Origin of the sequence: Streptomyces sp. AK08-02 (genome assembly GCF_033795085.1) — a bacterium.
GTDB classification, from domain to species: domain Bacteria; phylum Actinomycetota; class Actinomycetes; order Streptomycetales; family Streptomycetaceae; genus Streptomyces; species Streptomyces echiniscabiei.
Genome location: NZ_JARAZV010000019.1, coordinates 108,636 through 122,457 on the forward strand (window position 1 = coordinate 108,636; position 13,822 = coordinate 122,457).

The 13,822-nt window shown below is 71.2% G+C and carries 12 protein-coding genes; 7 read left to right on the plus strand and 5 right to left on the minus strand.

The features are described 5' to 3' along the window. The first annotated feature begins 84 nt into the window (after positions 1–84). Positions 85–1,827 carry a hypothetical protein gene (locus PV734_RS35215; RefSeq protein ID WP_415924314.1) on the plus strand — a complete coding sequence of 581 codons (1,743 nt, stop codon included), beginning with the start codon at positions 85–87 and terminating at the stop codon, positions 1,825–1,827. Positions 1,828–1,859: 32 nt separating this feature from the next. On the opposite strand, the gene PV734_RS35220 is transcribed toward PV734_RS35215, so the two are convergent. Then, positions 1,860–2,375, minus strand: coding sequence for a YceI family protein (locus PV734_RS35220; protein ID WP_319293499.1), 516 nt, complete (start codon positions 2,373–2,375; stop codon positions 1,860–1,862). Positions 2,376–2,514: 139 nt separating this feature from the next. On the opposite strand from PV734_RS35220, the gene PV734_RS35225 reads away from it, so the two are divergent. Continuing rightward, positions 2,515–3,012 carry a MarR family winged helix-turn-helix transcriptional regulator gene (locus tag PV734_RS35225; RefSeq protein WP_319096082.1) on the plus strand — a complete coding sequence of 166 codons (498 nt, stop codon included), beginning with the start codon at positions 2,515–2,517 and terminating at the stop codon, positions 3,010–3,012. Between the two features lie 24 nt (positions 3,013–3,036). On the opposite strand, the gene PV734_RS35230 is transcribed toward PV734_RS35225, so the two are convergent. Both PV734_RS35230 and PV734_RS35235 read right to left on the minus strand, forming a co-directional pair. Continuing rightward, positions 3,037–3,696 carry a sigma-70 family RNA polymerase sigma factor gene (locus tag PV734_RS35230; protein ID WP_319293502.1) on the minus strand — a complete coding sequence of 220 codons (660 nt, stop codon included), beginning with the start codon at positions 3,694–3,696 and terminating at the stop codon, positions 3,037–3,039. A gap of 247 nt (positions 3,697–3,943) precedes the next feature. Beyond that, positions 3,944–4,630, minus strand: a complete 687-nt coding sequence (locus PV734_RS35235) for a hypothetical protein (protein ID WP_319293504.1) — start codon at positions 4,628–4,630, stop codon at positions 3,944–3,946. Between the two features lie 190 nt (positions 4,631–4,820). Here PV734_RS35235 and PV734_RS35240 point away from each other — a divergent pair, with 190 nt between their 5' ends. The 4 genes from PV734_RS35240 (at position 4,821) to PV734_RS35255 (ending at position 9,844) form a co-directional block, all read left to right on the plus strand. After that, entirely contained in the window at positions 4,821–5,819 is a 999-nt protein-coding gene (locus tag PV734_RS35240) for a TIGR01777 family oxidoreductase (protein WP_319293506.1), read from the plus strand. A gap of 131 nt (positions 5,820–5,950) precedes the next feature. After that, a complete protein-coding gene (locus PV734_RS35245) occupies positions 5,951–7,357 on the plus strand; it encodes an alpha/beta hydrolase (RefSeq protein WP_319293508.1) in 1,407 nt (468 codons plus the stop codon). Between the two features lie 300 nt (positions 7,358–7,657). Further along, positions 7,658–9,232, plus strand: a complete 1,575-nt coding sequence (locus tag PV734_RS35250) for a hypothetical protein (protein WP_319096077.1) — start codon at positions 7,658–7,660, stop codon at positions 9,230–9,232. Positions 9,233–9,424: 192 nt separating this feature from the next. Next, on the plus strand, positions 9,425–9,844 hold the full coding sequence (locus PV734_RS35255; RefSeq protein WP_319096076.1) for a hypothetical protein: 420 nt from the start codon (positions 9,425–9,427) through the stop codon (positions 9,842–9,844). 66 nt (positions 9,845–9,910) lie between these two features. Here PV734_RS35255 and PV734_RS35260 read toward each other — a convergent pair whose 3' ends face one another. Continuing rightward, entirely contained in the window at positions 9,911–11,239 is a 1,329-nt protein-coding gene (locus tag PV734_RS35260) for a class I SAM-dependent RNA methyltransferase (protein ID WP_319096075.1), read from the minus strand. A gap of 121 nt (positions 11,240–11,360) precedes the next feature. Continuing rightward, positions 11,361–13,409 (minus strand): APC family permease, encoded by a 2,049-nt coding sequence (locus tag PV734_RS35265; RefSeq protein ID WP_319096074.1) that lies wholly within the window; start codon positions 13,407–13,409, stop codon positions 11,361–11,363. Between the two features lie 167 nt (positions 13,410–13,576). On the opposite strand from PV734_RS35265, the gene PV734_RS35270 reads away from it, so the two are divergent. Next, the gene (locus tag PV734_RS35270; RefSeq protein WP_319293576.1) at positions 13,577–13,735 is read left to right on the plus strand and encodes a hypothetical protein; all 159 of its coding nucleotides are present in this window, start codon (positions 13,577–13,579) and stop codon (positions 13,733–13,735) included. Positions 13,736–13,822 lie beyond the last annotated feature (87 nt).

Below are 13,822 nucleotides of genomic sequence, written 5' to 3' on the forward strand. Positions count from 1 at the left end.
TGCCGGACACTCTTACCGGCCTCACACCGGACCCTTCACCTCCACCCGCGCGCGGCACACCGGGCACGATTACGTTCCGATGTCGTGCACTTGGCAGAAACGGCGCCGGACGTCACGGCGAAGACCGGTCCCCCGCGATCCCGCCCCCCGGAGTCCGACGCGCCCGCGCAGTGGCACCGTGTGCTGACGCTGCTCGCGACCGTCAGTCTGTTCATCGGTACGCGTGCGGTCTGGACGCAGGCCGCCAGTCACCGGCTGGTCGTCGCCGCCGTCATCTCGCTCTGCTATCTGTCGATCCTGGTCAGCGGTGTGCTGGCGCTGACCGTACGCCGGACGCGTTCGCTCGCCCGCCTCGATCTGTGTGTCCTGGTCACCGCGGTGACACTGACCCTGTGCACGTTCGCCCTGAACCACGCCGGCGGCGACGAGGGCGTCCTCACGGCGCAGGCCGCCCGCGAACTCGTCGCCGGGCACCCGTTGTACGGGCAGCCCTGGCCGTGGCTCTTCCAGCACAACCCCGACGTGGCCCTGACGCCGACCATGAACGGCGGCTACGACCTCACGTACGGCTACCCGCCCCTGGCCCCGCTGCTGACCGCGCCGTTCCTGTGGCTCGGGCACGGCGCACTCGCGGCGACCGCGGTGACGACGGGGACGCTGCTCGTCGGCGCGGTGGCGCTGTGGCGGCTGCTGCCGGTGCCGTGGCGGTCGGCGGCGACCATGGCGTGCCTGGGTTTCGGGTTCCTGCCGAGTTACGCGCGGCTCGGTTACCCGGCCATCATCGGGCTGGTACTGCTCATCCCGGTGGTGGTGCACTGGCCGAGGATCGGCGCGGGCGGGCGGCTGGGGTGGGGCGGTCTGGCGCGGGGCGCCTGTCTGGGCGCGGCCTGTGCCGCGCAGCAACTGCCGTGGTTCCTCGTGCCGTTCCTGCTGGCCGGGATCTACGCCGTGCGCCGGGGCGAACTGGGCGCCCGGCCGGCCGCCGGGGTGGTGCTGCGGATCGCCGGGACGGCGGTCACCGTGTGGCTGCTGATCAACACGTACTTCGCCGTGAGCGAGCCGCGCACCTGGGCGGCCGGGGTCGCGCTGCCGTTGACGCAGAACGCGACGATCCACGGGCAGGGGCTGGTGGGCATCGCGCTGTACTACACCGGCGGCAGCGGCCGGCTGGCCTGGTACAGCCTCGCCAGCATGCTGTTGACCGGGGCCCTGCTGGCGCTGCTCGTCCTGTTCGTGCGACGGCTGGGGCCGGCGGCGACGGTGTTGCCGTGGTGCGCCTTCTTCCTTGCGACGCGTTCGCAGGACGGCTACTACCTGCTGATGACCCCGCTGTGGCTGGCGGCAGCGGTGACCACGCCGGCCGCGTCGTTCGCCGGGGCGTGGCAGCCCCGGCCGCGCTTTCTGTCGGGCCCGCGCAGGCGGCCGGCGCTGATCGCGGCGGCCTCGCTGCTCCTCGTACCGGCGCTGGCGAGCGCGGCCGTGGCGGTCACGGGATCGCCGCCGCTGCGGATGCGGGTGACCAGGGTGCTCACGGTCGGTCCGGGCTCCGTGTCGGAGCTGACGGTCCGGGTCACGAACACGGACGGCAGCGCGCTGGCGCCCCACTTCACGTTCACCACCGGCCAGGGCATGAGCCGGTGGTGGAAGGTGGTTCAGGGACCGGCCACGCTGTCCGCGCGCGCGAGCGCCGTCTACCGGCTCCGGCCGCCCGGGCCGGTGTTCCACGTGCCCGGGCGCCCGGGGACCCGTATCCGGCTGCGTGTGTTCACCGCGTCGCCGGACACGTTGTCGAGCATGGACGTCCGGTTGCCGGGCGAGCGGCCGTAGAGCCCCGGGGCTTGAGCCCCGAGGCCTGAGCCTCAGGCCTTGGCGCGGGTGAAGCGGAGGCTGGTCGTGACCGTCGTACGGCCACGGATCATGCCCAGCTGGTTCCAGCCCAGGCCGAACTGGTCCCGGTCGACGCTGAACTCCGCGTCCAGGGTGAGCGCGTCGCCGCCGGTGTGGGTGAGGCGTGCGGTGACGCTCGTGGGGCGGCTGATGCCGCGCACGGTCAGCTGGCCGGTGACGTGGACGGAGTCGCCGTCGCGGAGTTCGGCGCCGCGCACCGCGAAGGTGATCTCGGGGTGGTTCTCGACGTCGAAGAAGTCGGCCCCGTGCAGGTGCTTGTCCCGTTTGGCGTGCTTGGTGTTCAGGGACGCGGCGTCCAGGGTCACGGTGCCCGTGGCGGAGCCGTCGGGGAGGACCTCGCCACCGCCGCCGGTGATGGCGAACGTGCCCTTCACCGTGACCAGGTTCCACATCGTCTTGTGGGCGATGGCGACAGTGGAGGCCGTCCGGTCGAGCTGCCAGAGGCCGGTTTCGACGGCAACGGTCATGAGCTTGTCTCCTACGGGAACAGGGGCTTGAACGGTGGTCATCCAAATTTGGACGACGGGGTGATGATGTCAACGTAGCCCGTTATCCAAATCTGAACAACCCCTCGTGCAAAATTGGACTACCGGTAGAATCGGCAGCATGGCCGCCCCTTCCGAACTCCCCGCCGATCCGCCCGCCTGTCCCTCCGCCCAGGAGGGCGGACTGCTCCCGGCCGAGCTACGGGGCTGGATGGTCCTGCTGGCCGCGACCGGCGCGATCGAGCAACGGCTCGGCCCCGTCCTCAAGGACACGCTCGGGGTCTCCCACGACGAGTTCCTGGTGCTGTGCCTGTTGGCGGAACGGCCCGACGGCGGGCTGCGGATGACCCGGATCGCGGAACTGCTCGGCCGCCCCAAGACCCGCCTCACCTACCAGATCGCCTGCCTCTCGCACGCCGGGCTGGTCACCCGGCGCGCGGTGTGCGGCGACAAGCGGGGCGTCGAGGTGGCCCTCACCGAGAAGGGCCGCCGTCTGTTCACGGCGGCCTCGCCGGCACTGGCCGACACCGTCTCCTCGGGGCTGGCGATGATCGGCCCCGAGGAGCGCGAGACGATGTGCGCTCTGCTGCCCGAGGAGGCGGACCGGGCAACGCCGTGACCTCCGACCGGCACGCCCCTCCCGTCAGGCGGCCAGAACCGCCGACGGCATCCCGTCCGCGACCTCGGACACGGCCGTCGGCGCAGCTCCGTTCTCGGCCTGGGCGAGCAGCTCGACGAGGGTCGCGCGGGCCCGGGCCACGCGTGAACGCACCGTCCCGACGGGGCAGTCGCTGACCTCGGCGACCTCCGCGTAGGGCAGCCCCATCAGCTGTGTGAGGACGAACGCCTCGCGCCGCTCGTCGGGCAGCGCGGCCAGCAGGTCGAGGAGCGCGACCCCGTCCTCGAAGCCGGGCAGCCCGCGCGGCTGGGCCAGTTCGACGGTCAGGCGCCAGTCCTCCGTGTCGTACAGCCGGGGCCGGGCGGCGGCATGGCGGAAGCTGTCGATCACCGCTCGCCGCGCGATGGCCATCAGCCAGGAGCGGGCCGAGGACCGCCCCTCGAACCGGTGCAGACTGCCGAGCGCCCGCAGGAACGTGTCCTGGGCGAGGTCGTCGGCGGCCTGCGGATCGGCGGAGAGGTGGGCGACGTACCGCACCACATCGCGATGCAGGGCGCCGACGAAGCGTTCGACGGCGACCGGGTCGCCACCACGAGCGGCGAGCGCCCAGGCGGTTGTCGACTCGTCCACCGGCAGGGTCGAGGAGCCCGCGAGGGTCGGGGCGGGCGGTGCGGGAGTGATCACCTGGTGTCCTTCTCGGATCATCCGGAATCCGGCAGGGCGGCCCTCGAAGGCCCTGCGCGGCAGCACGGCGCGAGGGCGGTCCAAGGGCATCGGCGACGCGTGCGCGAGACGTGAACGCGAGCCGCCGGCTACCGGCAAGGGAGGACGGCCGTCCCCTGAGGGTGGGTACGGCCGGGGCCCGGAGCGCCCGCGCGGGCCGACGGAATGACGTCGGCGCCACCTGGAACGGACCGGGGAACCAGCTGTCTCAGACGACAGCGATTCCGGTCGGCGGGCCCCGGGAAATGATCGTGTGGACCAGCGGAAGCAGGCGTGGCGCCCGGTCCGAGCGGTTGCGCCGCGGGCGGGGGCGCAGACGGAGCCAGTCAGGTGTCCCGGACGGCGTGAGCACCATCCGCAGCGGCACGGCCAGCCGGCCGGCCACCGCCCGCACGATGCGGAACGCGGCGCGCTCCCCGTAGGCCAGCCACAGACCGCACAGCAGTGCGGCGAGCGTGTGGGCGGCGAGCATGCCGTACGAGGAGGACAGGAGGTCCGTGCCGTGGCCGCCGTGGGCCGGGTGGCCCGCGCCCTCGCCCATATTCATGCGCATGCCCATGCCGGTGGTGCCGGGGAGGGAGCCGGTGCCGGTGTGCGCCATGTCCATGGAGTCCGTCGTCGTACCGACGGGGCCCGTGACCAGGTCCTGGGCGATCGAGAACACCGAGTGGAGCGCACCCTGGGCGACGACCACCACGGCGACGACCAGCGGGAGTCCGCGTTCGCGGCCGGTCAGGCACCAGCCCGCGCCGGCCGTGACCACTGCCCCGGCGGCCAGCGTCCACCGGTCGACGGAGGAGCCGGAAATCAGCACGTGCCCGAGGGCGGCGAGCAGCACACAGACAGCCGCGAACACCGTGGCCCGTAACGCGCGTGAACCCCGCCCGGCGGTCATCGCGGCCCTCATCCTCCCTTCCGGGGCTCGAACATCACTGGCAGGTACGCAAGTTACCGAGCAACCACTCCGCGGGGTACCCGGGCCGACCTACTCAGATCCAACACACAGTTCGTCACAGGTAGATTTTGAACGCGTTCAAATAATTGCGATACGCTTGCGGCACCAGTTCCGAGCCGTGGGGGAAACCGTGAAGATCGTCATACCCGGAGGAACCGGCCAGGTGGGTACGGTCCTGAACCGTGCGCTCACCGCCGCCGGTCACGAGGTCACCGTCCTGACGAGGCGGCCGACACGCGCCCGTGAGATCGGCTGGGACGGCGAGACCCTGGGCGCCTGGACGGAGGCGGTCGACGGCAGCGACGTCGTGATCAACCTGGCCGGCCGCAGCGTCAGCTGCCGCTACACCCCGGCCAACCTGCGGGCCATGATGGACTCGCGCGTGGACTCCGCCCGGGTCGTCGGCGAGGCCGTCGCGGGTGCCGCGCGGCCTCCCCGGCTCTGGCTCCAGATGAGCACCGCCACGGTCTACGCCCACCGCTTCGACGCCCCCAACGACGAGGCGACCGGCGTCATCGGCGGCACCGAGCCCGGCGTACCGGACTACTGGGCCTACAGCGTCGAGATCGCCAAGGCCTGGGAGGCGGCCCAGGAACAGGCCACGACTCCTGCCACGCGCAAGGTCGCCCTGCGGACCGCCATGGTGATGAGCCCGGATCGCGGCGGCGTTTTCGACGTCCTGCTGCGGCTGGCCCGGCTCGGCCTCGGCGGCCCGGTCGCGGGCGGCGCGCAGTACGTGTCCTGGATCCACGACCACGACTTCGTACGCGCCGTCGAGTTCCTGGCCGGCCGGGACGACCTCGCCGGACCCGTCAACCTCGCCGCTCCCCACCCCCTCCCGCAGCGCGAGTTCATGCGTGCGCTGCGCGCCGCGTGGGGCGTTCCGGTGGGCCTGCCCGCGACGCGGTGGATGGCCGAACTGGGCGCGTTCGCGCTCCGCTCGGACACCGAACTCCTGCTCAAGAGCCGCCGGGTCGTCCCCGGCCGCCTGCTCGACGCGGGCTTCACCTTCGACCACGCCGAATGGCCGGAGGCCGCCGCCGACCTCGTACACCGGGTGCGCGACAGGGCGAAAACGGGCGCGGGCGCTCCGTCCCGGTCGTCGGCCATGGGGCCGGCGGATCGGTGACCCGGTCCGCGCCCTGGTCGGCGCCCTGACGACGGCAGGCCCCGAGCCTTCGCGAAAGCGACCCTGGTGCGAAGGCCGTCGAGCGCGAGAGGGAAGCTGGCTCCGACCAACTCTCCCTGGAGGTACGCGAGATGACGAGCCGTCTGCCGCGCCGTACGTTGCTGGGCGGAATGATCGGCGGTCTGGTGCCGGCCGTATCCGGCACGGGGGCCGGATCCGCGCAGGCCGCAGGACGCGCACCGGGCGCCACCGGACAAGAGACATTCGGACAATGGGTCGTCGGCCCGGAGCCCTACGCGCCGGTGGCCGTGGGCAGCGGGGGCGGGCCCGCCGGGACGGACAGGGTGCACGTCCTGAAGGTCGGCCCGGACGCGGCGCCCACCGTCCTCGTGCTGGTGCCGGGCATGTTCGGGGCCGCGAACGACTTCCGGCTGCTGGCCCGTGATCTGGTCGCCGCCGTGCCCGGGCTGCAGGTGTGGGCCCTCGACCGGCGGGAGGAGAACCTCGCCGACCGTTCGGGATTCGCGGGCCCGGACCCCCTCACCCACTACCTGGACGGCCACTACCGCACCCAGGCCCCGGCCGCTTCCCCCTTCGCCGCGCACTGGGGCCTGCCCCTGACCCTCGCCGACCTGCGGGCCGTCGTCCGAACGGCGGGACGCGGCGGCCGGCGTGTGGTGCTCGGCGGGCACTCCTGGGGAGCGACGACCGCGATGGCGTACGCGGCCTGGGACTTCGACGGCTGCCCCGGCTACCGGGACCTCGCGGGGCTCGTGGTCGTCGACGGCGGTGTGCTCGGCGCGTTCGTCGGCACGGGCGACCCGGTCCTCGACTCGCCGGAGGAGATACGGGAACGGCTGGCGGCCATCGACGCGGGGGCGGTCTTCGACCTGACCCTGAGCGGCGTGGGCCTCGGCAGCCGCGCGGAGAGCACCCAGATCTGGTACCAGCTCGCCGGGCACTACGCACTCCACGACCCCGACGGCCCCTCCCTCCTCCAACCCCGCCTGCCCGAGGCTCTGCGTCTGCCCTACCAGGTCACCAACGCGGGGCTGCTGGGCTTCTTCGTGGACGCGGGCTTCGGCTGGCCCAACTCCATCACCGTGCACTCCGGACACCTCGCCGACAGCGGGGACGTACGCGGCTGGGTCGACACCGGGATCACGCCGATAGGCCGGGTCGCGGCGGCGTACGCCGGTCCGGTGCCGGCCGTGTGGGAGTGGTACTGGCCCGCCCGGCTCTCCGTCGACCTCGACGTCACGGACGCCTACACCGACTCGGCGCTCGCCCGCTCCCTGGGCCTGCGACTGCACCACGCCGACCGTCTCGACGTACCGCTGTACGCCTTCGGCACGAGCTACGCCAAGGGCACGATCGAGTCGGCGGCGCACACGGTGGTTGCCAACTCCCGTATTCCGTACGCCACTTACGAGACCGACACCGGCATGAACCACCTCGACCCGCTCTTCGCGGCTCCGGCCCACAACACCCTGACCCGCACACTCGCGGACTTCGTGAAGGGGCTGGGGGCGCGCTGACCGGCGCTCATGCGCCTGCCCGTGTGCAGGAATCGGACTGTGCCACGAGGCCGGCCGTCTGAACGCCGGTCGCGATGAAGGCTGTTCATTCCGTTGCGGAAGCAGTCCGACACCGCCTTCGTGGTCTCGTCCGACGGCATGTCCCGAGTGGCTGGAAGCAGGCTCCCCGCGGTCTGGCGGGCCGACCATCCTGAGGTGGAGAGCCGGTGGCGTGGAAGCGGGGGCCGAGCCGTGCACCAGGGCAACGGGAGTGAACGAACAGCAGGCTCGGCCGGGACGACACGGACCGCGTCGTGGAGCGTGCGGGCAGGATGGCTGCTGCGGACGCACCGCTGGCGGCACCAGGATCCGGCGGTACGCACCGGAGCATCGTTCGCGGCGCTGCTCGGGGCTCATGGCGGTGCGCCGGGACCTGTCAGCGCGAGCACCGTGTCCCGCTGGGAGAGCGCAAGGGTCACCGTTCCGTACGCGGCCGTTCGCCGGTACGAAGAGGTGCTGGGGCTGACCCCGTACGCACTGCTGGCGGTGATCGAGACCATGGCCCGCTACCAGGGCGGTCCCGCGGCGGATGCCTTCGCCGCCGGCGCCATGAACGGGGCGAGTACGGCCGGGCTGCGCGCCCGCCGCTTGGACCTGTTGCTCGACAAGGTTCTCGACAACGAACGGCTGACGGGCGGGGAATGGGACGAGCTGACCGCGCGGCTGGTCAGCGGCTCCGCGCTCCTCTCGCCCGCGCGCATCCGTGGCGCGGTCGTCGAGCGTCTGCTGGAGGAGACACTGGTGTCGGCGGGAATTCCGTGGATGCGCCGGTTCGAAGGATTGGGCCGACTGCTCGCCGATCCCGGCTGGGCACCGGCCACCGTGGCCGTGTGCGCGGATGTCGGGTCCCAGGCACACCACGCCGGACTGATCGAGGCCCTCTGCGCGCTGGACGGCAGCAGGCATCCTGACGCGGCCCGGCATGTCCTGCGCCAGCTGCGTGACCCGACGAACGACGACAGCTTCCACGGAGCCTTGATGGCCTGTGTGCGCAAGGTACAGCGTCGTCATTTCGACCCGGCGCAGTCGGCGGAACTCCTGCACGTCGTCGGCGATGTGCTCCGCGATCCCTCGACCTCACCCGAGACGGCCGAGCTGGCCGCGGTCCTGCTGCCGCGACTGCCCGCCACGCCCCAGCACGCCGTCGTACTCGCGCGGGCCGCAGGAGCCCGTGCCGCGACCCGACACATCGCCGCCCACGGGCTCCTGACCGACCCGTACACCGCACGAGTCGCCGTTGCCCGGCTGCTCAGCCGCATGCCCGTGGTGGCCGACCCGCCGGCGGTGGTGGCGGTGCTGCGCGACATCGTGGACGACATCCTGCACCATCCCGTCTCGGACGTGCGGCTGTACAACGCGATGCTGCTCCGCGCCAGCCCCTACCAGGCGTCGCTGGCTGCCGCACTCGCCGCCGAGCTGGCCGTGGCCTCCACTCTGCGGTCGGAACGCGCTGTGCCCATCCTGCACGCGCTCCGAGTGCTCGGCGGTCCCGCGCAGCGCGCCGCGATAGCCCGGTTGACCATCGCCGAGGGCCTGCCGTCCACCGTCGTCCGGGCGGCGATCCACTCGCTGAGCCACATCCCTGGGCGCAGCCCGGAACACTACTGGCGCACCGTGCTGCGTCGCCACACGGACCAGTACTCCCTCCCCGGCGGATCCGGACGACCCGGCGGGGAGGCGGAACTCAAGCGGCTGATCTACGCGTTCGGGATGGCCAGTGAACTCGGCCTGCTGGTCCGTCTGTTGCGCGAGGAGGCGGTCGAGGCCCCCGCCCGCGCCATGTCCGCCTGGTGGACCGCACTGCCGCACCACGTCCGTGTCAGCGCCCTGAGCTGACTCCCCGACCGACAGGAAACCCCGCGAACTGCCAGCTACCACACGACAACGGCGGCGGGCGGAGCATTGCACCCGGGCCGGACACGTGCAAGACCCGCTGCCGGACGAGCCGGCCACATCTACAAAGGGGATTCCGCACCGTCGACGGCAGTCGCACCCATTGCCGTCGCCAGAACGCGACCAGGAGACCCCATGACGAGCGGAACACACAGCCGACGGACGCCGCCCTGCCAAGCAATGCCGATCACCACCGACGAAAGGAAGGCAGCCCTCCCTCGAATACGCCTGCTCGGCAGCCTCGCCACCGCGGCCGTCACTCTGTCCGGGACAACCGCCTCACCCGCATCGGCGTGGAGCGGCAGCTACATCTCCTCCAACACCGGCTACGCCCACGTCCGCGCAGGCGCGACGACCAACTCCGCGATCATCGGCACGGCGCCCAACGGCCGTATGGCCGACATGATGTGCTGGAAGGACGGTGACTGGGCACAGGGCAACTACTGGACCAACCGCTGGTTCTACTCCACGGTTCAATCCAACGGGACGAACAACTGGATCGGCTACGTGCACGCCTCACTCGTCGCCAATCAGAAGACCGTGCCGCACTGCTGAGTGGTGCCCCGGACATGGTGCCCCGGCCTCGAAGAGGGCCGGGGTCACTGCGACAGAGACCGCAGGTCAGAGGCCCTTCGCCACCGGCTCCAGAATCGCCACGCACTCCACATGATGCGTCATCGGAAACAGATCGAAAGCCCGCAACGTCCGCACCCGGTACCCCCCGTCCCGGAAGTACCCCAAATCCCGCGCCAGCGCCGCCGGATCGCAGGCCACGTACGCGATCTTCCTCGCCCCCAGCTTCACCAGTTGCTCGACCGTCTTCTTGCCCGCCCCCGCCCGCGGCGGGTCCAGGACGATCAGGTCGACCTCGGTGATACCCGTGCGCGGGAGCACCGCCTCGACCTTGCCCTGTTCGATGCGGACGCGGTCGAAGGCGGCCAGGTTGTGCCGGGCGTCCTCGACCGCGCGCTTGCCCGACTCGATGCCGAGGACCGCGCCCTTCTCGCCGATCCGGTCGGCGAGGGCGCCCGCGAAGAGGCCGACGCCGCAGTAGAGGTCGAGGGCCATGTCGCCCTTGCGCGGAAGCAGACCCTGCATGACCGCCTTGGTCAGGGTGTCCGCCGCCATCGGGTGGACCTGCCAGAAGCCGCCGCTGCCGACCCGGTGTGTACGGCCGTCGGCACGCTCGCGGACGAACGCGCGGCCGTGGACGCGGTGGATGCCGCCGTCGTGCTCCTCGACGCGCATGACGGAGACGGGCTTGTCGAGCTCGACGAGGGGGAGGCGGGCGCCCGGCTTCGGCTCCAGGATGACCATGCGGTCCTGGGATCCGGTCGCGGCGATCACGTCGACGGACTCCATCCCGGACCAGTCGTGCTTCTCGATGCCGAGCTCGCTGACACCGGGCGCCGCGATCATGCAGTGCTCGATCGGCTCGACCTCGTGCGAACGGTGGCGCCGCAGCCCGGCGTTGCCGTCCGCGTCCACCGCGTACTGGACCCTCGTACGCCACTGAGGCACCTCGCCCGGCGGCAGCTTGTCGCCCTCGGCCGGCATCACCGTGCCGTCCCAGCCGGCCTCCTCCGGGGTCAGGCCGGCGAGACGCTGCAACTGCTCGGTGATGACCTCGCCCTTGAGGCGGCGCTGCGCGCCCGGCTTGGCGTGCTGCCAGTCGCAGCCGCCGCAGCGGCCGGGGCCGGCGTAAGGGCAGGGTGCCTCGACCCGGTCCTTGGACGCCGTCAGGACCTCCACCGCGTCCGCGCGCAGGAACCGCGCGCCTTCCTCGCCGTCCGTCACCCGGGCCACGACGCGCTCACCGGGCAACGTGTGCCGTACGAAGAGCACCTGTCCGTCATCCGTACGGGCGACGCAGTGGCCCCCGTGGGCGACGGGACCGACCTCGACCTCGTACTCCTGGCCCGCCAGCGACTTCTTCGGTTCTGCCTGCATGGCGGGGTGACTCCAGGGGAGAGAAAAGGGAACGGCCGGACAACAGCCCACCAGTCTACGTGGGTGCCGCCCGACCGCTCACCACAAGCCCGTACGAGACGTGGCCTCCGACAACCGTCGGCTAGTTCTTCGTGCTCGGTTCCTGTGCCCGCTCCTCGGCGGGCCCGCGCCTCACGGATCCGGGCGCGTTCCAGTCCTGGCGCTTGCGGGCCCGCTTCTTGGCCGCCTCGGACGACTGGAGCTGGTAGGGCACCGACGTCACCATGACACCCGGGGTGAACAGCAGGCGTCCCTTGAGCCGCAGCGCGCTCTGGTTGTGCAGCAGCTGCTCGTACCAGTGGCCGACCACGTACTCCGGGATGATCACGGACACGGCGTCGCGCGGCGACTCCCTGCGCAGCCCCTTCACGTACTCGATCACCGGCCGGGTGATCTCCCGGTACGGCGAGTCGAGCACCTTCAGCGGGACCGTGATCCCCCGCCGCTCCCACTCCTCCTGCAACGCCTTCGTCTCCGCCGGATCGACGTTGACGCTGAGCGCCTCCAGCGTGTCGGAGCGCATCAGTTTCGCGTAGGCGAGGGCGCGCAGCGCGGGCCGGTGGATCTTCGAGATCAGGACGACCGAGTGCACCCTCGACGGCCGTACGCTGTCGTCGCCCGGGCCCTCCGGCGCGGCGATCTCCTCGGAGACGCGGTCGTAGTGCTTACGGATCGCCGTCATCACCGCGTAGAAGATCACCATGCCGAGCAGCGCCACCCAGGCGCCGTGGGTGAACTTCGTCCCCAGTACGACGACCAGCACCAGCCCGGTGAAGAAGGCGCCGAAGGTGTTGATGGCGCGGGAGCGGACCATGTGCCGCCGCTTCACCGGATCCTTCTCGGTGGCCAGGTGCCGGTTCCAGTGCCGGACCATGCCGGTCTGGCTGAGCGTGAAGGACACGAACACGCCGACGATGTACAGCTGGATGAGGCGGGTCGAGTCCGCCCCGTAGATCCACACCAGCAGGACAGCGGCCCCGGCGAGCAGCACGATGCCGTTGGAGAAGGCGAGCCGGTCACCGCGGGTGTGCAGCTGGCGCGGGAGGTAGCGGTCCTGCGCGAGGATCGAGCCGAGCAGCGGGAAGCCGTTGTACGCGGTGTTGGCGGCCAGGAAGAGCACCAGCGCGGTGGCGGTGGCCAGCAGGATGAAGAGGAAGCTGCCGTCGCCGAAGACGGCCTCGGCGACCTGCGAGATCACCGGGTTCTGGACGTAGCCGGAGCCGACCTCGACTCCCTTGTTCAGCAGGTCCTTCGCGGGGTGCTCGGCCATCCGCACCTTGGTGGTCATGGCCAGGACGATGATCCCGCAGAACATGGTGACGGCGAGGAGGCCCATCGCCGCGAGCGTGGTCGCCGCGTTTTTCGACTTGGGCTTGCGGAACGCCGGCACACCGTTGGAGATGGCCTCGACACCGGTGAGCGCGGCACAGCCGGAGGAGAAGGCGCGTAGCAGCAGGAACACGAGTGCGAACCCGGCGAGTCCCTGGTGTTCGGCCTTGATCGTGTAGCCGGCCGTCGGCGCGCGCATGGTGTCACCCAGCACCAGACCGCGGAACGCGCCCCACGCGATCATGATGAAGACTCCGGCGACGAACACGTACGTCGGAATCGCGAACAGCTTCCCGGACTCCTTGACGCCCCGCAGGTTCATCAGCGTCAGCAGCACGATGACGGCGACCGCGCAGAACACCTTGTGCTCGACGACGAAGGGGATGGCGGAGCCGAGGTTCTCGATGCCCGACGCGATCGAGACGGCGACGGTCAGCACGTAGTCGACGAGCAGCGCGCTGGCGACCGTGAGGCCGGCCTTGGGGCCGAGGTTGGTGGTCGCCACCTCGTAGTCGCCGCCGCCGCTCGGGTACGCGTGCACGTTCTGCCGGTAGGAGGCGACCACGGTGAACATCAGTACGACGACAGCGACCGCGATCCACGGGCTGAAGTGGTACGCCGACACACCCGCGATCGACAGGACCAGCAGCACTTCCCCGGGAGCGTAGGCCACGGAGGAAAGGGGGTCGGAGGCGAAGACGGGGAGGGCGATGCGCTTCGGCAGGAGCGTTTCGCCGAGCCGATCACTGCGCAGTGCGCGCCCGATCAGGATCCGTTTGGGCACGTCGGTCAGTTTGGACACGGACAGGATCGTAAGCTCCCCGCCTTGTTCTGGGCACATCCGGGTGAAATCCCGACGGGCCGTCGAGTGAAATCCCGGCATCCGAGACAGGCGAACACCCCCGGGAGCGCGTCCTCATGGCTATATGACGAAGCCGCAGCGCCCTTCGCGTCCTTCTTCAGCCATCCATGTCCTCGTCAGCCGCACTGCCGGCCTTCGCGCTTCCCCCCTCACGTCCGGGAGACCCCATGCCGCATCTCGCCGCCGAGCTGATCGGCGCCGCCGCAGCGCTCGTCGTCCTCGCCCTTCTCACCGCGGCCAGCGTGCGCAGTATCAGCCGCAGGTAGACGGCCCACGGGTAAAGCCGGAGCGCACACGGGGTGCCCTCCGACGACCGTGCGTGTGTAGCTTGGGCGGGGGTCTGAGACCCTGTT

Bases quoted from the DNA above. Each gene is read 5' to 3' on its own strand.
- PV734_RS35220 (WP_319293499.1), bottom strand. From the start codon at position 2,375: ATGACCGTTGCCGTCGAAACCGGCCTCTGGCAGCTCGACCGGACGGCC.
- PV734_RS35225 (WP_319096082.1), top strand. From the start codon at position 2,515: ATGGCCGCCCCTTCCGAACTCCCCGCCGATCCGCCCGCCTGTCCCTCC.
- PV734_RS35235 (WP_319293504.1), bottom strand. From the start codon at position 4,630: ATGACCGCCGGGCGGGGTTCACGCGCGTTACGGGCCACGGTGTTCGCG.
- PV734_RS35245 (WP_319293508.1), top strand. From the start codon at position 5,951: ATGACGAGCCGTCTGCCGCGCCGTACGTTGCTGGGCGGAATGATCGGC.
- PV734_RS35255 (WP_319096076.1), top strand. From the start codon at position 9,425: ATGACGAGCGGAACACACAGCCGACGGACGCCGCCCTGCCAAGCAATG.
- PV734_RS35260 (WP_319096075.1), bottom strand. From the start codon at position 11,239: ATGCAGGCAGAACCGAAGAAGTCGCTGGCGGGCCAGGAGTACGAGGTC.
- PV734_RS35270 (WP_319293576.1), top strand. From the start codon at position 13,577: ATGTCCTCGTCAGCCGCACTGCCGGCCTTCGCGCTTCCCCCCTCACGT.